Consider the following 19,683-nt stretch of genomic DNA (forward strand, 5'->3'; position numbering starts at 1 on the left):
AGGATTATAACAAAGCAAAAATATGAGAAAGATTTTTATGTCAGAGTGAAATGATTTTATTTTACGGCATAGGCTTCATTTTTATGATAGCCTTTCAATTCACCCACTTCAATTTTACTAAGAATTTGCCATCGTCCCTCTTTTGAAATATCAAATGGTCCAAAGCTATACACGCCATTTTCAACACGAGAAGGGCTTAGGGTACGGTTTTCTTTATTGGTTTCAGGACGTGAGAGCATCATCGTTACATGTGCATTCTCAATACGATTTCCCTCTTTATCTTGAAGCAGGATACTCACGCTATTTTCCCCTATCTGAAACTTCTCAGTAGAATACGAAAGGTCAAATTTAGCATTAAATTTTTCTTGAAGTTCCAAAATATGGTTAATATTCTCATCCACTTTTTGGTATTTTTCCATATAGTACGTATCCATCTCGACAGGATTATCCAGCGCTATTTTAATCGTATACCCACACGCTATCACACAACCAACAATCATTGCAATTACGGCATGTGGATAATAATTTCTCTCTGTTTTTACTTTAGACATGGCGTTTTTTCATCCTTCTATAAAATGCAAGTAACACTAAGATCGCTACAAAACCATAAATTAAACTTTTGACAACACTCATTGTCGTTTTATTGGAGCTTCCAATAGAACTTTCTAACTCGATTTTACGTGAAGCTGCAATTTGATCCACAATATCAGCATAACCATTCAGCAATGCAGGGCTAACGCCCACTTCCGTTTTCTTTGTAGTCAATAAAGGAATAATCGTCCCACGCCACGGTAAGGGCGAAAGAATTGCCTCTTTATCAAACAGCTTTTCAAGGCCTTCTGAATGGTAAATATCTACCTTTTGCTCAGTAAGAAAGAGGGTGAGTAGAACAAAAGGAGTAACTTGCGTTTGTGCAAAAGTTTGCTGAAACGTTTTTATATCTTCCCCGCCCTTTTCTTTTGCAACCAGTATGACTTTAATACCACTTTTAGTAAAAAGTTCACTGCCCATCTCTTCTATCTTTTGAGCAGCTCTTTCTTCCAAAATTGTATCGTAAATAACAAACTCTTTTTCTAATGCAAAAAGCGGTAAAAAGGCAAAGAGGCAGAGAAAAAATGCCCCTTTGACCTTTACATGTAAAAACCTTTTCATTAACCAATAAACAAATGATTGGATGTTACAACTGCCCAAGCACTCACAATAGCTAAGATGACAAGTCCTACGGTAATGATTTTGTCCATATTTTCAACCATAATATGCCCCTTACTTTTCTATAACTTTTTGAGTCGCATTTTGCGTATCTCTCATCTTAATTGCCTGTGGGTCTGTAATTTTATACGGTTTATTTGCCACATTTTGTTGTGCAGAAATTCCCCATACTGTCAATCCTGCTAAAATAGACAACAACAACACCGTAGCAATTAACATGCCCGTAATGCCATGCAAACCAAATAGATTTCGATTGGTATTTTCCATGTTCTATCCTTACTTAGCTAAAGAGCTGACATACGTGCCAACTGCAGTTTTTTGGACATTGGTTAGACGACCATCGTTGAATTTTGGCATGTTACCAATAGCACCCTTCTTGCCTGTACCTAAAACATTAACAACAAATTGTGCACTGCCATAAGTACTTAAATCAGGAGCACTTCCTTCCATTCCTTTGCCATCTTCACCATGACACGCTGAACATGTTGCCCAAAGTGCACGTCCTTCTTCAACAAGGGCTGAGTTTTTGCTCTTTTTCACGCTTGAAATCTCTTGCATCATAAAAGCAGCAACCGCTTTAGCGCTTTGCTCATCCAATAAACCTGCTGGCATTTCACCCAAAGGATACTCTGAGCCTTTAGCCCCATTTAAAATAGAAAGAACAACGGCTTCTTCATCGCCCCATTTCTCAAAATTCGCTGCTTTACCATTAATGCCATCTCCCGTAACGCCATGACACGGTGCACACTGAACCAAAAAGACACCCTCGCCCATTGCCATCAATGTTGCTTTATCAGGATTGGCAAATTTACTTTCAAATCGTGTACTGTGGCTTTTAACATCTTCATTGTACTCACCAATTTGAGAATATGAATTAAGCGGATACCCGATGAAAAAGTACCATAATGCCCATAAAATAGTTCCTAAAAAGGAAAGTGCCCAACCAATAGGTAGAGGATTTTTATACTCACCAATACCATCCCAATTCTCTTTTGCTAATTCTCCACTGCTTTTGTCGGTTTTCATCTGTTGAATGTACTTCCAAGACACACCAACAGTCAGAATTAAAATTGCTGCCGCACCAAGCAATGCCAATACGTTTACATTGTCATTCAGCCAATTCATCTATTGCTCCTCTTTATTCTTTCTCTTTATTTGACGGTGTACGGGACTCAACAGGAGCATCATCAAGGTTATCATGTAGAGCAATATTAGAATATTGCTCGTAATTTCTTGTACCGTTTTTTTCAGACTTATACAAGTGGTATAAATAGCTGTACAAAATCACGGCTAAAAAAATTGTAAAAAAGATATACCCATACGCTTGAAGCTCTCTTATTGTTTCCATATCCACCGTAAGCACCTTATTTTAAGCTATTAAGATAGGCAATGATTGCTACTATCTCTTTGATCTCACCACGTTTAAACGCTTCTTTAACCCCTGGGTCTTTCATGTCTGCGACAATTAAAGCAGCTTCTTCCATCAGTGCTTTTTTTGCTTCATCATAACTACCCAATGTTGGCATGTCAGGCTGATCATAAGGAACATTAAAGACTTTTTTGACAGTTAATGCTTCAGCATACGCCGTGTCAATATCTGCATTGTTTTTAAACATGTGCTTGTATGCTGGCATAATAGAACCTGGAACCACACTAATTGGATCTAACATATGGTATTCATGCCAATCCGTTGTTCGGTAATTTCCAACCCTCATCAAATCAGGGCCTGTTCGTTTTGAACCCCAAAGGAATGGTCTATCATACGCATATTCGCCACTTAAAGAGTACATACCATAACGATCTGTCTCAGATTTGAAAGGACGAACAAGCTGTGAATGGCAGGCATTACAGCTATCTTTGATATAAACATGACGACCTGCAAGTTCAAGGACTGTATACGGTTTTGTTCCCGTAACAGGACGTGCACTCTCCATAAAATCTGGAAGAATGGTTACAACACCTGCATACGCAATCACCAAGAAGACACCTACCGCAAAAAAGAATGGGTTTTTTTCTAACCAATGAAACATAATTTTACCCTCCCCTTACGCTGCCATAGGTGAAGCATTTTGAGGTTCTCTCTCAATTGCTTTACTTGCAGTCATCGTTTTATATAGATTATAACTAAACATAAAGAAACCAATTAAATACAATAAACCACCCGTTGCACGTAAGGCATAATAAGGGATAAGTACGGTTACTGTATCAATGAAGGAGTACGCAAGATTGCCATACTGATCACTGGCTCTCCACATCATTCCTTGTGTAATTCCTGCAATCCACATACTGGTAAAGTACATTACAATACCTGTGGTTTGAAGCCAAAATTGTGATTCCATCAATTTTTTACTGTAAAGCTCACGTTTATACATACGTGGTGCCATATGATAGAGTGCTGCCATGGTCATAAATCCAACCCAGCCTAATGTACCATCATGAACGTGACCTGGAATCCAATCTGTAAAGTGTGCTAACGCATTAACCGATTTGATTGCTTGAATCGGACCTTCTAGTGTACTTAACATGTAAAAGGTTGAAGCAAAAATCATAAACTTAATCAATGGATTTTCTTTAAGTTGGCCCCATTGTCCTTTCATGGTTAAAAGCATATTAATTGCACTACCCCATGATGGAAGAATCAAGATAACTGAAAAAATAGATCCCATGGTTTGAACCCAATCAGGCACTGTAGAATAAAGTAAGTGGTGACCACCTGCCCAAAGGTAAACAAACATCAAACCCCAAAAAGAAAGAAGTGATAGCTTATAAGAGAAAACAGGCTGACCTGATTCTTTTGGTAAGAAGTAATAAATCATCGCAATAATAGGCACCGTGAAAACGAAGGCTACCGCATTGTGTCCATACCACCATTGTACCATCGCATCATTGGTTCCTGCATACATTGAAACAGAGTGATACCATTTACCCACACCTGCAACAAAATACGTAGGTACAGCCATATTATTAAACAAATACAGCATTGCCACACCTAAAAAGGTAGCGATAAAATACCACATAGAGATATAGAGTGTTTTTTCACGGCGAATACCGATAAGTCCAAAAATACTAATACCCCAAAGTACCCATAAAACAACCACAGCAATATCCAATGGCCATTCAAGTTCTGCATACTCTTTTGACGTACCAATACCCATAAACAAGGTGACAACAGCCGTAAGAATTGTCAACATGTAAATCCAAAAATGAAGCCTTCCAATAATCATCAAAAACGGTGATTCTGCCATGGAAACCTTTAGTACTCTCTGCCCGATATAGTACCATGTCGCAAAAATCCCACTTAACAAAAAGCCGAAGATGACACCAGACGTGTGAAGGGGTCGTAAACGACTAAATGTTCCGTATTCACCCGCCAAGTAATTCAACTCAGGGAAAGCCATCTGATAGGCAATAACTACGCCTATTAACATACCAATAATTCCAAATAGAATCGTTGCGTATGTAAAACATTTCGCTACTGAGTAATCATAGTTCAATGCATGATTAGCCTGCATCAATTCCTCCTGTTTGTGTTTTTATGTCACAAAAATATCACATAATGGAGAAATTATAGTGAAGAGAATCTGCAATAAAGCTTAAGAAGATTAAATTAGTGTTAAATAGAAAATATGAAGAAAATCTTTAAATAGGAAGAAAGCAAGAACAATGAAATTATCGTTCTTGCGTATTAATTTTATACCCAAGTCCTGGAATATTTTTAATAAAATCTTTGTCCGTTTTCTCACGAACTCGTTTAATAAAGGTTCTAATGGCTGAATCTGTTACTTTTTTGTTTGTCCAAACATGTTTTTTAATCTCATCGTGCAAAACAAATACTCCTAAATTTTTAACTAAGATAGAGATAAAAAGGAGTTCTTTTTTTGTTAAGAAAATTGTATTGCCTTCTTTAACCAGCACACGCCTGTTTTTATCAAATTGGTAATCAAATCCTAAATCCACACACGCATCCTCATTGAACAATTCTGCAGAAAGGAAATGAAGCACGTCTAAGAGTTCCTCAGGATCGATAGGTTTAATTAAGTATTTATCAATTCCAACATCAATAGCTTCTAAAAGTTTTTCTTTTTCGCTAAAGGCACTAAGCACAACGATAGGTGTCGTTTTGGAGAGGTGCTTAATCTCTTTTGCCATACTAAGCCCATCCATAATAGGCATCATAATATCTGTAATCACAATATCAGGCTTATATTTTTTAAACTTTTTTAATCCATCTTCACCATCACGCGCGAGGATACATTTATGAAACTCATCAGCCATCGCTTTGTGCAAGGCTTCTCGTATATACTCTTCATCTTCAACAAATAAAACGGTTAATTTTGACAATCCGCTCATTTTTCTCCCTTTCCCTCTTTGGCTTTGGGTATTGTTATTGTAAAACACGCTCCATCGTTTTCATTCTTAACAACAATCAGCCCTTTCATACTGTTATTAACAATCATTTTGCTCATGTAGAGCCCAAGTCCTGTACCAGAGCTAGCATGCTTTGTTGTAAAATACGGCTCAAAAACTTTATCTAAGAGACTCTCTTCAATGCCACCTGCATTATCACAAAGACGCATTATAGCATCTCCTTGCATTGATGTGTCAATTTCAATATAAATTAATCTTTGTTTAATATTATTCATATTAAATGCATCGATAGAATTATTAATGATATTAATAAAGACTTGTGAAAATTCATTAAAATAGCCCTGAATAAAAACATCAGAATGAACTACAAGGTCTATTTTAACCTCATTTCGCTCTAATGTTCCTCGCATAATATCAATAGCTTCTTTTGCAACACGGCTTAATGCAAAAAGATCACTTTGCCTTTCAGGACTAAAAAAGTTACGAAAATCTTCAATGGTTTCAGACATTTTTGAGATGATCTTTTTCGCATGGGCGTAGCTTTGCTCAAACGCATCATCTTTGTCACTATGCTGTTTAGTATAGACCTTTTTCATCTGATACAAGGTAATGGTAAGTTCAGAGAGGGGTTGTCGCCATTGATGGGCTATATTGGCAATCATTTCACCCATAGAAGCCAATCGTGATTGTTGAAACAAAAAACGATCTTTCTCACGGTTTTTTTCAACTTCTTCTTTTACTTTCTCTTCTAATGTTTGGTTTAATTCGACCAATGCTTTGGTTTGCTCTTCGACACGTTTTTCTAAAGTCGCATTGAGTTCTTCTAACTCTTTATCTTTCGTCATCAGTGCTTCACTTAAGCGTACACTCTCTGTCACATCGTAACGAATCGCAATAAACTCTTCAATATCACCCACTTCATTCAAAATAGGAAATACGGTTGTATTGACATAAAAGGTTGAGCCATCTTTGGCTTTGTTTTTAACCGTTGATTTATACGCTTTTTTTTGAAGAATTGTTTGCCACAATTTTTTAAAGATTGAGGCGTCTACATCAGGGTGCCTTACAATATTATGATTTTGCCCAATCAGCTCTTCTTTGCTATAACCCGAAATCTTGCAAAATTCATCATTTACAAAGGTGATAATACCATTAATATCTGTTTTTGAGATAATATTACTACTCTCAATTGCCTCTTGATATTGCTCTAGTTTCATTGGACAACTGCTGCAAAACCAATATAAGACATATAAATACCATACGCAATGATAATCAATGAAGCAAGCTTAATCATAAGCTCTCTAAAACCGTTTCCTTTTAAAAAACCAACCACGTATCCTAGACCGAGCATTGCGGGCATGGTTGCCAAACCAAAAAGAGCCATTGTCATTGCACCTTGCACTATCGAACCTGAGGTCGCTGCTGTTGCTAAGAAAAAATAGACCAATCCACAGGGTAAAAAGCCATTCAAAAGCCCTAACCCGTAAAAACTTGTGAGGGTTTTTGTATGAATGAGGTGGGAGAAAATTTTCTTGATCTGTGGATGAAAAGCAATGTTGGATTCTAATGAGGTAAGAAACTTGATTTTACCCATCATGGACAAGCCCATCAGCACCATAATAATGCCAGCAACAAAATAAAAATATCCACTTATTTGCGCTGAAAATGTAAATAAAAGACCCAATGCACCAAAGAGCGTTCCTAAAAGAACATACGCACTGATACGTCCAATATTGTAAATAACATGAGAAAGAAACTGATGTGCGGAGGAAGAGGAGGAGTCAATTTTGGCACTACTATACGCCATAACAAAGCCTCCACACATTCCAATACAATGCCCTAAACTGCCCAAAAAGGCAACACTAATAATAGCGGTTACATCAATAGCGTTTATAGCACTGCTCCTTAAAGATTATGGCGCACTTCTTTACATGTAAAGATAAAAAAGTACGTACAATACGTTGATTTAAAGTCTATTAGCAAACTCTTTAAAAATATACCGACTCTCTTGAGGACCAGAACTTGCCTCAGGATGGTGTTGCACAGAGAAGATGGGAGCATCATTGTATTCAAGTCCCTCAATGGTATTGTCAAAAAGATTGACATGTGTGATACGTGCAATTTTACAAATTGTATCAGGGACATTATAGTTGTGGTTTTGCGTGGTAATTTCAACCACGTTGTTTTTTGTATTTTTAACAGGATGATTACCACCATGTTGCCCAAATTTCAACTTGTATGTGGGATAACCATGTGCAATTGAAAGCAATTGATGTCCTAAGCAGATACCAAACATAGGCACTTTTGCTTCGATTAATTGCCTAACTTGGGCTGCTTCATTTTTCAAAATCAAAGGATCCCCAGGACCATTGGATAAAAAGAGTCCTTGAATTTCACCTTTTTTATAACGAGCAATTACATCCTCTGCGCTAAAATCATGCGCTATGACCTCAACATCCAAACCTGCTTCACATAACTCATTTAAAATATTGCGTTTAATGCCTAAATCAACTGCTAAGATTTTCTTACCAATGCGATGAGGCGTCTTGTTGTATGTTTGAGCTTCTGCGTTCCACACACCCTCTACATGTAAATAGGATTTAGGTGTGCTTACTTTTTCAATGTAATTAACATCCTCAATACGAGGGCTTGCTTCTAGCATTGATTTTAGCGTTGCTACATCACTCACTTCGGTGGATGCAATCATCATTTTAGGACCACCATCACGAATCATTTTCGTCAAATAACGTGTGTCAATGTCACAAATCCCCATGCTCTGATTCTTTTTTAAAAACGTGGGTAAATCCTCGGTTGAGCGGAAGTTAGAGGGCATCTCATTGAGGCTTCTAACAAACATACCGCTGGCATGCACGGCTTTACTTTCCATGTCATTATCATTACACCCAACAATGCCAATTTCAGGCATCGTAAAAACAATAAACTGCCCTGCATAACTCGGATCACTCATAATCTCTTGATACCCACTCATAGAGGTATTAAAAACAATTTCACCTGTTTTTGAGCCCTCAAAACCAAAGCTTTTCGCTTCTAGAAAAACACCATTTTCAAGATAAATCCATACAGGTTTTAACATCATGACAACATTCCTCTTCTTCTTAACTCTTCTTCATAAAGCTTCTCAAAAATTAAATCATACTCTTCTGAACCAGGCACTAATTTACGTTTGTAGTTTGCAATTTTATCCGCAACCTCATTTTCAATCTCTTGAAAATGCGCCACATAACTCTCTATCGCACTGTAGACAATATTTTTAATGCGGTTTTCAGTGACAGAATACTCGATTAATCCTTGTTTCCAACACGTCTCTAAAATTTTATGCGCTATTTCATTGTACCTATCTTCGTACGATAAAATGACACCAAACTCTTGAGCCAATTTCTTCTTAATCAACCAAAACATATTGCGTCTATCGACACGCTGAAATTCCATCTCGTCTTCATTTTGGTCTAAAATTTCAACCACACGTTCTTCCAATGCGATCTCTTTTTTAATATCTTCAACAATCAAATCTTCTGCAACTTTGACAACAGGCTCCAAACCCTTGAACATGGTAACAAATCCGCAATTTAAAATATCGATCGCTATTTTATTGGCTATATAAGGGGCATGAGGCAATCTAATTTTCATCCATAAACCTTACTTCTGAATTTTCACACATTGTATCTAAGCTAAGGTAAATATCTGTTTAGAGAAAAATTTGTAAGGGTTTTGTCACTCTTTGGTTTCGTTGTTTTCGACAAAAGGTGGGCCTTTTTTAAGGCTTTGGGTTATTTCAGAAGCAATTTGAGGATCCATTTTTGCCATAATTTGTGAGACTTTTTTAGGGGGTAATGTGAATAAAATAGCAGCTCCTTCATGCACAGGAAGCTTTTCAATAATCGCAGCAGCAGAAGCATCTTTCATTTTAACATATGTTTCATCGAGTTTATCGTTTTTCTTCGCTTCAATTTGCTCTAAAAGCTTTTTATTTTCTTCTAGCATTAAGGCAATATTTTTTTCTTTCGCTTCTATCTCTTCTTTTGTTTTTGCAAGATTTCCCTCTTTTTCTTGAAGTGTCGTTTTTTGTTTTTCAAAAAGAGTATTGGTGGCAGCTTGCAAGGCTTCAAAGGATTGTCTGGCTTCATCAATCTTCTCAATTTCTTTTAAAAGCTCACTTTTGCGTTCTTCAAAAATTTGTCTACAATCAATCGTTTCAGCGCATAAAAGTGTTGCCATTAAAAGCATCCAAAGAGCTCTCATTTTCTTCCTTTGTGGTTCATTTCACCTGCAAATAACATGGTCGATATTTCATCCAAATAGAGCTGTTCTTCACGTTTCATCTTTTCCATCACGGCTTGAAGTTCTTGCTCTTCGAGGTATTTTATTTTTTCATACTCCACGTGTGCTTTTTGATACTCTGCTTGCAGTGTTTTGCTTACATGTAAAACACTCGCCAATTCTTGCTCGTAGCGTTTTTTTTCACGACCCAAAAGACTCTTTTGTTCACTGACCATCAAAAAAAGGGATATTAAACCCTCTTTAGGCATTTGTACATGGGCTATATCTTCATACAACGCACTGATTTTATGACGAAGCAGACGTTCTTTATTTTGGCTTTTTATCAGTTCTCGCTCAATACTATCACGCTTTTGTTTGCGAATTTTAGCAATCTTAGAGAACTGACTTTTCATTCAAATACCTTTACATGTAAAGATTATAAAATAATCGTATCGTTCCTATCGGGGCTGGTTGAAATAAGGCCTACTTTTGTCCCTGTTAAAACTTCAATACGTTTGATATACGCTTGCGCAGTATCGGGAAGTTCTTCAAACTTACGACACCCTACAACACTCTCCCAACCTGGGAGTTCCTCATAAATTGGCACAATATTTTCCAAATCTTCAGGTAAAGTTTCCACACGTACGCCGTTCATTTCATAAGCCACACATACTTTAATGGTTTCAAATCCATCTAAAACATCCAATTTCATAATCGCTAAATCATCACAGCCATTAATACGACTGGCATAACGACACGCTACTGCATCAAACCACCCACAACGTCGTGGACGACCTGTGGATGTACCAAACTCTTTCCCTTTTTCACGAAGCTGATCACCCTCTTTTCCAAAATCTTCTGTAGGAAATGGACCATTGCCCACACGGGTACAGTACGCTTTTACAATACCTGTGACTTTACCAATATCTTTAGGATTAAGTCCCAAACCCACACATGCCCCTGCACTAATGGTGTTTGAGCTGGTGACAAACGGATAGGTTCCATGGTCAATATCAAGCATAGTTCCTTGAGCGCCTTCTAAAAGCACTTTTTTCTTCGCATCCAATAAGCCCCATACCATTTGTGTGGTATCGCTTAAAAAAGGTAGAAGTACTTTAGCATAACCATCAAGTTCACGTTTTAGAGCATCGTAAGAGGGAGTAACAATGTCTAATGCACCAAAAAGGGCTCTGTTTTCATCGTAAAACTCTACCAAAGAAGTTGCCAATTTTGTCGTGTCTCTAAGCTCTCCCAAACGGTGTCCGCTGCGTTCAATTTTACTACCATAACTCGGTCCAATACCACGACCTGTTGTCCCAATCGCTTTTTCACCACGTAATTTTTCTTTAGCTTGATCAATTAGGATGTGATGATTTAAAATCATATGCGCTTTATCGCTCACAAACAAACGCCCTTCAAGCTCTGTAAACTGCGCCATCTCTTTAATCAATGCCTCAGGTGAAACCACCACACCATTACCAATGATATTGATCGCTTTTGGATTTAAAATACCAGAAGGGATGAGATGCAACGCATAACGTACACCATCTACCCAAATGGTGTGTCCTGCATTGTGTCCGCCTTGATACCGACAGACCACATCATAATCTTGTGCCATCAAATCAACAATTTTCCCTTTACCCTCATCACCCCACTGAATCCCTACAATCATATCTGCTTTCATCTACTGTCCATCTCTTTTCATTAGTATTTCAATTAAATTATCCGTATACAATCCAAACCCACTCGAAGCAATGCCCTCACAGTCATAACTTCCACCTACACCCAGCGTAAAATTCTTATCAATAAATCTAAAAAACAGCGTATTATAATAACGCATTTTCACATAGTACAAAGGGGAAAAGACAAGATTTTTATATGAAAGTTGCGTTGAGAGTTCTTTAAGTTTTTCAAGCTCTTTTTTCAGCTCATCGGGCACATCGTTAATCACTTCATCCAATTCCTCGAGACTTTGTAAACATGTAAGCTTCGTCAGCCATGGAATATTAAAGGCTAAAAGTTTTTGAAGTTCACCCTTTTCAAACACACTCAAATCCAAATCGAGCATCTGCGCCAAAATTTTTGGAATCTGAATATTGCTTACATGTAAAAGAGGTTCAAGCTCAAATTTTGAAAAAAGCGCAAAGGTTGTATGAAGGCTTAATGCCAAATTTTCTTCCCCAATGAGCTCCGCACCAATTTGATGCACTTCATGACTGGGGTAGCGAAAAACAGGCTGAATATAAAACCATTTTGAATGGCTTGTGCTTCTACCCACTCGTTTGGTAACCAAACGCACGGCATCCATCGTACTATCTGCACGCAAAGAGACAATATGATTTTGCTCATCCGAAAAGCGCAACAACTCTTTTTCATCAATACTTTGGTGCTGATGATAGGAAAAAAATGGCGTCACAATCTCTTGAAATCCTGCCTCATACAAGAGTTCACTGGCAACACGCTCCAATTTTCGCTTTAATGTGGCACTTTGCCCAAAATAAAGCTTGCTTCCTGTGGGTATTTCATGCTCATAAATCATGCATTAGCCTTGATAAAATTCTTGGGTAAAGACCCGATTGGCAGTCCCATCAAAAGGGCGAAGCGAGAGTTCAGAAAGTGCCATCTCAACCGCATTGAGTGTCCATGCTGTTTCATACACATGCACCAATCCCATATGGTTGATTCGAAAGAGCGTCTCTTTAATGTGGTCTTGTCCTCCCGCCATATTGACACCGTATTTACTTTTCAAAATTTTACGAATCTTACTCGCATCATCGTGCAATACTGCACTCATAGCCTTAGCAGGAACTTTTGGGTAAATACGAAGCCCCAAAGCGTGCAAAGCTTTATTGGTTGCCATCGCTCTTTTTTGGGTATCCGCATACAGTTTTTCTAAGCCACCCTCCGCCTCAATCAATTCACACATTGCAACCAATCCAATGACAAGCGTGGTTGCAGCTGTCCATGCAGTGGTGTTTTTACGTTGATTTTTAAGCTCTGTCTTAAGATTGAAATAGTACCCAACACCCCCATTTTCAATGATCTCCAATGCTTTGGTATTTAAACCAATAAACGCAAGACCTGGTGGAAGCATTAAGGCTTTTTGACTTCCTGAAATCAAAGCATCAATGTGAGTAGTCTCAACTTTTTCAACACCTACTGCTGTGATACCATCGGCAATAATCATAACATTTGGGCGAATCGCTTTCACGGCTTTTGCCACCGCTTCGATAGGATGACGAAGTCCACCCGCACTCTCACACACTTGCATACAGACCGCATCAATGCTAGCATCATTTTTCACAAGTTCAACAATGGCATCCACACTCACAGGCGTGTCCCATTCGTTTTTAATTTCGACAAAGGGCTTGTTGTATGCCGCACAAATCTTTCCAAAGCGCTCACCAAACTTACCCGAATTTACCACAATCGCTTTACTTTGACACAAGTGAAGCACACATGCTTCCATTGCACCTGTTCCACTAGAAGCTAAGATTAGCACCTCTTCCATGTCAAAAAGTGTTTTCAAATACGTACGTGCTTTTCCAAAAATTGCCTCAAATTCAGGCGTTCTATGATGAATGGTAGGCGTGCTCATTGCTACACGAACAGATTCAGGAACAGGGGTTGGGCCAGGCGTCAAAAGTAACATAATGCAGATCCTCGAAATGTAGTTTTAGAGGTGATTGTAACAAAACTATGCTTGTTGTTTCTTTAGGCATATAACCCTCAAAAATAGGCTAAAACGTGTGTCATCAATCGGAAATATTTTTACGTTATACTTCCTTTACATGTAAAAGAAAACAAAAGTCTTTTTTAAGTCTTTTTGAAATTATAAAATTAAATTAAACTTTTCAAAATTCCAAAGGAGTCATTTATGCATTTTAAGACAAAAATCACAGTGACCATAGCAGTGCTTATGGCATTGAGTTTAATATTTTTTGGGTTTTTTAGTTATATTGACACCAAACGAAACAGTGTGGTACAAATAGAACAAAGCCTTCAAATGGCATCACGCTCACTCACAGATTATATTGATTTGTGGATTTTGTCGAAGAAAAATGCAGTTGAAAGTGTCGCACGAACCCTTGCATCTAATCCTCAGATGGATGATATGGAACTGAAAGAACGGCTTAAAGAGTTGACAAAATCTCTAGGGGCAGTTCAATCGTTTGTAGGCTATGAAGATGGTAAGATGATTTATGACAGTGGGAAGAAGCCTGCTGATGGGTATGATCCACGAGCAAGAGGCTGGTACAAACAAGCTAAAAGTGTAGGCAAACCTGCAATTACCGATGCCTATATGGGCTCTTCTATTAAAGCCTATTTGGTAAGCGTTATGGCTCCCATTTATCGTAACAACGCACTCGTAGGTGTTGTATCCATTGATATTGAGTTAGCTTCGCTTTTTAAAGTCATTGGTGATATTAATTTCAACGGTGGCTATGGCATGCTTTTGGATACAAAAGATGTCATTGTAGCTCACCCTAATAAAGAGTTACTCGGCAAAGAATCTTCCATGAAAGAGGCTTTAAATAAAGAGTTTGCAACGAAAAAAGAGGGACTGCTGGAATACACATTAGAGGGATCCAATAAAATCTTCGCCTTTAAAGTCTCCGAAGAGAGCGGTTGGAGACCAGGTATTAGTTTTGATAAAGCCACTGCTTACTCTTTCTTAAACACCCAAGTCAAAGAGCAGCTTTTTGTAGGTATCATTATGCTCATTCTCTCCATAGGGATTATGGTAATTTTGATTAAAACCTTGCTCAAACCCCTTGATAATCTTAACAGTGTGGTAGAAGAGCTTTCCAGTTCAGAGGGAGATTTAAGACAAAGACTCTCAGCTACAGCCAATGATGAGTTTGCACAAGTCTCTCGTAATATCAATAAGTTTATTGAAAAACTCCATGAGATTGTTAAAAAATCAAAAACCATCAGTAATGAAAATGCTTCTATCTCAGAAGAGCTCTCTCGTACGGCTTCAGAAGTGGTACGAAACGTGGATGCAGAATCTCGTATTGTAGAACATACCAAAGAAGAGGGCATTGCTTTGGTAAAAAGTATTGAAACCTCTGTGCTTAAAGCCAAAGCGTCTCAACAAGCACTCTCTGATACCCAAAAAGACATCTCTGATGTTAAAAGTAAAGTGGAACACCTAGAACATACCATGCAAGCGACTGCGCTTAAAGAGCAAAACTTAGCAGAGCGTCTTAATACAGTAAGCCACAATGCTAATGAAGTCAAAGATGTTTTAGGCATTATTCGAGATATTGCCGATCAGACCAATCTTCTAGCCCTAAATGCTGCCATTGAAGCCGCACGAGCAGGAGAGCATGGACGTGGTTTTGCGGTGGTAGCCGATGAAGTACGAAAACTAGCTGAGCGAACCCAAAAGAGCTTAGTGGAGATTGATGCGACCATTAATGTGGTGGTGCAATCTATTATGGATGCCAATACCGATATTACCACAAATGCACAAGAGGTGAATGCGCTAGCTTCTATCTCTATTGAACTGCAAGATGGTATGAACAGTGTGGCTGATATTATTCATAAAACCATTGATGATTCTCACCATACGGTCAATGACTTTATTGACACCGCTTCTAAGATTAAAACCATTGTCGATGAAATAGAAAAAATCAATGTGATTTCTAAAGAGAATGTGGGAAGCATTGATAATGTCTCACAAGCCTCTGAGCATTTACATGTCATGACCGAAAATCTCAACAATGAGCTCGGTAAATTTAAGTCTTAACGCACTCTTTACTTCGCTCAAGCATCTCTTTTGTGCTTGGGCGTTTTACATTAAAATACACTTTTCCTCATATTTTTAATAATTTAAAACGTCTTTGCAACGCAAAAATGTTATACTTTTTTTAAGTATATTTCAACGAGGGGGTTTGTCATGAATTTTAAGACAAAAGTAACTTTAAGCATTGCACTTCTTATGTTTCTTAGCCTTAGTATTTTTGGTTTTTTTAGTTACATGGATACAAAGAAGAATAGCGTTATTCAAGTAGAATCTAGCATCCAAATGGCATCACGCTCGTTGAGCGATTATATTGATTTGTGGATTGCTTCTAAAAAAGATGTTGTCGATGCAACGGCACGTTCACTCTCAAACATGTCCACACTCAGCGATGAAGAACTTAGGCATATACTTCAAGAGCTTGCAAAAACTGTTGGAGGGCTTGATTCTTTCATCGGATTCGAAGACGGTAAAATGCTTTATGGAAGTGGAGCAAAAGTTGCAGCAGACTTTGATCCACGAAAACGTCCTTGGTATATCGCCGCTAAAACATCAAAGCAAGTAGGTGCAAGTGATGCCTATATGAGTGCTAGTAGCAAGAAATATGTTGTTGCCATCATGGCACCTATCTTTCACAATAACACACTAATAGGTGTTGTTGCAAGCAATATTGCATTGGATACGCTTTTTAAAACACTTTCAGATATTAATTTTAATGGGGGCTATGGCATCCTTACTGACACCAAAGGTGTTTTAATCGCACACCCCAATAAAGAGCTCTTAGGTAAAGATCTTGCTACATTGGTACCAGAATTAACACAACAATTTGGGGATAATCAAGAGGCAATTATTAACTACACTTTTAATGGTATTGAAAAAATATTTGCCTATAAAATTTCAACACAAACAGGATGGATACCCGCAATCTCATTTGATAAATCAGCTGCTTACAGTTTCTTAGCTGACCAAGTAAAAGAGCTTATCATAATGGGTTTTATCATGCTTGTACTCTCTATTGGTATTATGATCGTCCTTATTAAAAAACTACTTCAGCCTTTAGATAGTCTCAATGGTGTGGTACAAGTACTTTCAAGCAGCGATGGAGATCTTAGCCAACGTTTACATGTAAAACACAATGATGAGTTTGGACAAGTCTCAGGCAATATCAATAAATTTATTGAGAAACTCCATGAGATTGTTAAAAAATCAAAAACCATCAGTAATGAAAATGCTTCTATCTCTGAAGAGCTCTCCCGTACAGCGACGGAGGTGGGTAAAAATGTGGATATGGAATCTAAAATTGTTGAAAGTACCAAAGAAGAAGGTTTGGCACTGACTTCAGCCATAGAAAACTCTGTGGAAAAAGCAAAAAATTCCCAAAATGTCTTACAACAAACCCAAACCGATATAACTAAAGTCAAAACCAAAGTCGAATACCTTGAAAATACCATGCAATCCACAGCGCTCAAAGAGCAAAACTTAGCAGAAAAACTAAACACCGTCAGCCACAATGCCAATGAAGTCAAGGATATTTTAGGGATTATTCGAGATATTGCTGATCAAACCAATTTGCTCGCACTCAATGCTGCGATTGAAGCCGCACGCGCGGGTGAGCATGGGCGTGGCTTTGCTGTAGTTGCGGATGAAGTACGAAAGCTGGCTGAGCGAACCCAAAAAAGCTTAGTGGAGATTGATGCGACTATCAATGTCGTGGTGCAATCTATTATGGATGCAAACACTGAAATTGCAAGTAACGCAACAGAAGTCAACGCCTTAGCAACAATTTCTGTGGAGCTACAAGAGGAAATGAACGCCATCGCTTCTATCATTCACGAAACTGCAAATAACACGCACGTCACTGTTGAGAGTTTCATGGAAACCGCAAAACGCATCAAACATATTGTCAATGAAATTGAAAAAATCAATCTTATCTCCAAAGAAAATGTCACGAGCATCGATAACGTCTCACAAGCCAGCGAGCATTTACATGTAATGACAGAAAATCTTAACAATGAACTGGGCAAGTTTAAGTCATAGCTTCTATGTTCAGGTCAGTAAGAAGCAAAAGTTCTTACTGACGTTTCTCTTTTCTCACACACATAACATTTATCTACCACAATTTACAAAACGTCTCATTTTACGCTTCAAGTTTGTGCTATACTAAATGAAACACTTGTTTTAAAATTTAAAAACCACACAAAGGAAGGTATGATGAACTTTAAAACCAAAGTCACCCTCATCATCTCACTGTTAATTTGTATCAGTCTTGCTGCATTTGGTATTGTAAGCTATATAGATACAAAGAAAAACAGCATCACACAAGTTGAAGCAAATCTTCAAATGGCATCACGTTCTCTAACCGATTATATTGATCTTTGGCTATCAGGGCAAAAAAATATTCTAAGCAGTTCAGCAAGAACGCTAAGCGATATGGAAGAAATGAGTGAAGCGCAAATAAAGACCATTTTACAAGAAGCAACCAAAACAACAGGGGGCAAAGACAGCTTTGTAGGGTTTGAAAAAACTGGGGTAATGATTTACGGAAGTAAGACCATACCAAAAGCAGGTTTTGACCCTCGAAAACGCCCATGGTACACCCTTGCGATGTCAACAAAACAAGCTGCTGTTACTGATATTTATGTAGGTACGGCTGAACCGATTAATTTAATTGCGATTACGGCACCTATTGTTAAAAATGGGCAAATTATTGGTGCGGTTGCTACTATGTTTGACTTAACTCGCGTTGTCAAAGCTGTGAGTGATGTTAAAATAGATGGTGGCTATGGTATGCTTTTAGATGCTAAAAAAACAGTTATAGCCCATCCAGATGCTGAGCGCTTGGGCAAAGAGTCTGTTTTAGCAGCAAAGCTCAAAGGAGATGCGGATGGACTAATTGAGTTTCATTTAGATAGTGATAAACTTTTTGCTTACAAAGCATCTACTGAAACCAACTGGATTCCAGGCATTGTTTTTGAAAAAGAAAAGGCGTATGCCTTTTTAGATGCACAAGTCAAAGAGCTTTTTTTTATAGGGCTACTAATGCTTGTGGTTTCTGTGGGTATTATGGTTTTTCTGATTAAGATCCTTCTTCAACCTCTTGATCAACTCAATAATGTGGTCAAAGACCTCTCCAGCTCAGAGGGCGACTTGCGACAAAGATTACAGGCGAACAATCAAGATGAGTTTGGACAAGTCTCTGGAAACATTAATCGATTTATTGAAAAACTTCATGAAATTGTTAAAAAATCTAAAGAGATTAGTAATGAAAATGCCTCGATTTCAGAAGAGCTCTCTCGCACAGCCTCTGAAGTGGTAAGAAATGTGGATGCTGAAGCTCGCATTGTAAGTAACACAAAAGAGAGTGGAATTGCGCTTACCAGCGCTATTGAAAACTCTGTTGTCAAAGCAACTGCTTCACAAGAAGCCTTACGCAAAACACAAGAAGATATTAATCAGGTAAAAGGTCAAGCCGAATACCTCGAACGTACCATGCAAGAGACGGCCATTAAAGAGCAAAGTTTAGCTGAACGCCTTAATTCCGTAAGCCACAATGCCAATGAAGTCAAAGAGGTCTTAAGCATTATTCGTGATATTGCCGATCAAACCAATTTACTCGCACTTAATGCTGCGATTGAAGCCGCACGAGCAGGAGAGCATGGACGTGGTTTTGCGGTGGTTGCCGATGAAGTACGAAAATTAGCTGAGCGAACCCAAAAAAGCTTAGTGGAGATTGATGCGACCATTAATGTCGTGGTGCAGTCCATTATGGATGCCAATACCGATATTTCACACAATGCAGCAGAAGTGAATACCCTAGCTTCCATTTCGATTGAACTGCAAAAAGGCATGAATACCATTGACACAACCATCCAAAAAACCATTCAAGATGCACATGCCACGGTAGACAACTTTGTTCATACCGCAACCCAAATTAAGGGAATGGTCGAGGAAATTGAGAAAATTAATGTTATTTCAAAAGAGAATGTTACCAGCATTGATAATGTCTCACAAGCCAGTGAACATCTCCACGCTATGACAGAAAATCTTAACAACGAATTAGGAAAATTTAAATCCTAAAC

General features: G+C 38.1%; 20 protein-coding genes. 3 read left to right on the plus strand and 17 right to left on the minus strand.

The genetic code is table 11. The features are described from left to right. Positions 1–56: 56 nt before the first annotated feature. The 17 genes from SULBA_RS10020 to SULBA_RS10100 all read right to left on the minus strand — a co-directional run bounded on the left by SULBA_RS10020 (position 57) and on the right by SULBA_RS10100 (position 13,507). The gene (locus SULBA_RS10020; RefSeq protein WP_014770180.1) at positions 57–551 is read right to left on the minus strand and encodes a FixH family protein; all 495 of its coding nucleotides are present in this window, start codon (positions 549–551) and stop codon (positions 57–59) included. Next, a complete protein-coding gene (locus tag SULBA_RS10025; protein ID WP_014770181.1) occupies positions 544–1,152 on the minus strand; it encodes a hypothetical protein in 609 nt (202 codons plus the stop codon). Before SULBA_RS10025 ends, SULBA_RS10020 begins: the two co-directional genes overlap by 8 nt. A 111-nt stretch (positions 1,153–1,263) precedes the next feature. Then, entirely contained in the window at positions 1,264–1,476 is a 213-nt protein-coding gene (locus SULBA_RS10030) for a DUF4006 family protein (RefSeq protein WP_014770183.1), read from the minus strand. Positions 1,477–1,485: 9 nt separating this feature from the next. Further along, positions 1,486–2,334, minus strand: a complete 849-nt coding sequence (locus SULBA_RS10035) for a cbb3-type cytochrome c oxidase N-terminal domain-containing protein (protein ID WP_014770184.1) — start codon at positions 2,332–2,334, stop codon at positions 1,486–1,488. A 13-nt stretch (positions 2,335–2,347) separates the two neighbouring features. Continuing rightward, positions 2,348–2,563, minus strand: a complete 216-nt coding sequence (locus SULBA_RS10040) for a cytochrome c oxidase, cbb3-type, CcoQ subunit (protein ID WP_014770185.1) — start codon at positions 2,561–2,563, stop codon at positions 2,348–2,350. A 10-nt stretch (positions 2,564–2,573) separates the two neighbouring features. Next, positions 2,574–3,239, minus strand: a complete 666-nt coding sequence (gene ccoO, locus SULBA_RS10045) for a cytochrome-c oxidase, cbb3-type subunit II (protein ID WP_014770186.1) — start codon at positions 3,237–3,239, stop codon at positions 2,574–2,576. Between the two features lie 15 nt (positions 3,240–3,254). Then, positions 3,255–4,721: a cytochrome-c oxidase, cbb3-type subunit I gene (ccoN, locus tag SULBA_RS10050; protein WP_014770187.1), complete on the minus strand. Its 1,467-nt coding sequence runs from the start codon at positions 4,719–4,721 to the stop codon at positions 3,255–3,257. A gap of 157 nt (positions 4,722–4,878) precedes the next feature. Beyond that, positions 4,879–5,559 (minus strand): response regulator transcription factor, encoded by a 681-nt coding sequence (locus tag SULBA_RS10055; RefSeq protein WP_014770188.1) that lies wholly within the window; start codon positions 5,557–5,559, stop codon positions 4,879–4,881. Continuing rightward, on the minus strand, positions 5,556–6,794 hold the full coding sequence (locus SULBA_RS10060; protein ID WP_014770189.1) for a PAS domain-containing sensor histidine kinase: 1,239 nt from the start codon (positions 6,792–6,794) through the stop codon (positions 5,556–5,558). Before SULBA_RS10060 ends, SULBA_RS10055 begins: the two co-directional genes overlap by 4 nt. Further along, complete coding sequence (locus tag SULBA_RS10065; protein ID WP_041671848.1) at positions 6,791–7,471, minus strand: sulfite exporter TauE/SafE family protein; 681 nt, start codon at positions 7,469–7,471, stop codon at positions 6,791–6,793. The genes SULBA_RS10060 and SULBA_RS10065 overlap by 4 nt, the downstream gene beginning before the upstream one ends. Positions 7,472–7,543: 72 nt before the next feature. After that, a complete protein-coding gene (gene carA / locus SULBA_RS10070; protein WP_014770191.1) occupies positions 7,544–8,674 on the minus strand; it encodes a glutamine-hydrolyzing carbamoyl-phosphate synthase small subunit in 1,131 nt (376 codons plus the stop codon). Beyond that, entirely contained in the window at positions 8,671–9,225 is a 555-nt protein-coding gene (locus SULBA_RS10075) for a DUF507 family protein (RefSeq protein WP_014770192.1), read from the minus strand. The genes carA and SULBA_RS10075 overlap by 4 nt, the downstream gene beginning before the upstream one ends. Before the next feature lie 84 nt (positions 9,226–9,309). Beyond that, the gene (locus tag SULBA_RS10080) at positions 9,310–9,837 is read right to left on the minus strand and encodes a MotE family protein (protein WP_014770193.1); all 528 of its coding nucleotides are present in this window, start codon (positions 9,835–9,837) and stop codon (positions 9,310–9,312) included. After that, the gene (locus tag SULBA_RS10085) at positions 9,834–10,268 is read right to left on the minus strand and encodes a flagellar export protein FliJ (protein WP_014770194.1); all 435 of its coding nucleotides are present in this window, start codon (positions 10,266–10,268) and stop codon (positions 9,834–9,836) included. The genes SULBA_RS10080 and SULBA_RS10085 overlap by 4 nt, the downstream gene beginning before the upstream one ends. A gap of 23 nt (positions 10,269–10,291) precedes the next feature. After that, on the minus strand, positions 10,292–11,539 hold the full coding sequence (locus tag SULBA_RS10090) for an adenylosuccinate synthase (protein WP_014770195.1): 1,248 nt from the start codon (positions 11,537–11,539) through the stop codon (positions 10,292–10,294). Then, positions 11,540–12,394 (minus strand): ATP phosphoribosyltransferase regulatory subunit, encoded by an 855-nt coding sequence (locus tag SULBA_RS10095; protein WP_014770196.1) that lies wholly within the window; start codon positions 12,392–12,394, stop codon positions 11,540–11,542. A gap of 3 nt (positions 12,395–12,397) precedes the next feature. Next, complete coding sequence (locus tag SULBA_RS10100; protein WP_014770197.1) at positions 12,398–13,507, minus strand: pyridoxal-phosphate-dependent aminotransferase family protein; 1,110 nt, start codon at positions 13,505–13,507, stop codon at positions 12,398–12,400. Between the two features lie 225 nt (positions 13,508–13,732). Between SULBA_RS10100 and SULBA_RS10105 the strand changes: the two genes are divergently transcribed. The 3 genes from SULBA_RS10105 to SULBA_RS10115 all read left to right on the plus strand — a co-directional run bounded on the left by SULBA_RS10105 (position 13,733) and on the right by SULBA_RS10115 (position 19,681). Then, positions 13,733–15,610 (plus strand): methyl-accepting chemotaxis protein, encoded by a 1,878-nt coding sequence (locus SULBA_RS10105; protein ID WP_014770198.1) that lies wholly within the window; start codon positions 13,733–13,735, stop codon positions 15,608–15,610. 150 nt (positions 15,611–15,760) lie between these two features. Next, entirely contained in the window at positions 15,761–17,641 is a 1,881-nt protein-coding gene (locus SULBA_RS10110) for a methyl-accepting chemotaxis protein (protein WP_014770199.1), read from the plus strand. 171 nt (positions 17,642–17,812) lie between these two features. Next, positions 17,813–19,681, plus strand: a complete 1,869-nt coding sequence (locus SULBA_RS10115; protein WP_245391405.1) for a methyl-accepting chemotaxis protein — start codon at positions 17,813–17,815, stop codon at positions 19,679–19,681. Positions 19,682–19,683: the final 2 nt, after the last annotated feature.

Source organism: Sulfurospirillum barnesii SES-3 (assembly GCF_000265295.1).
GTDB classification, from domain to species: Bacteria; Campylobacterota; Campylobacteria; order Campylobacterales; family Sulfurospirillaceae; genus Sulfurospirillum; species Sulfurospirillum barnesii.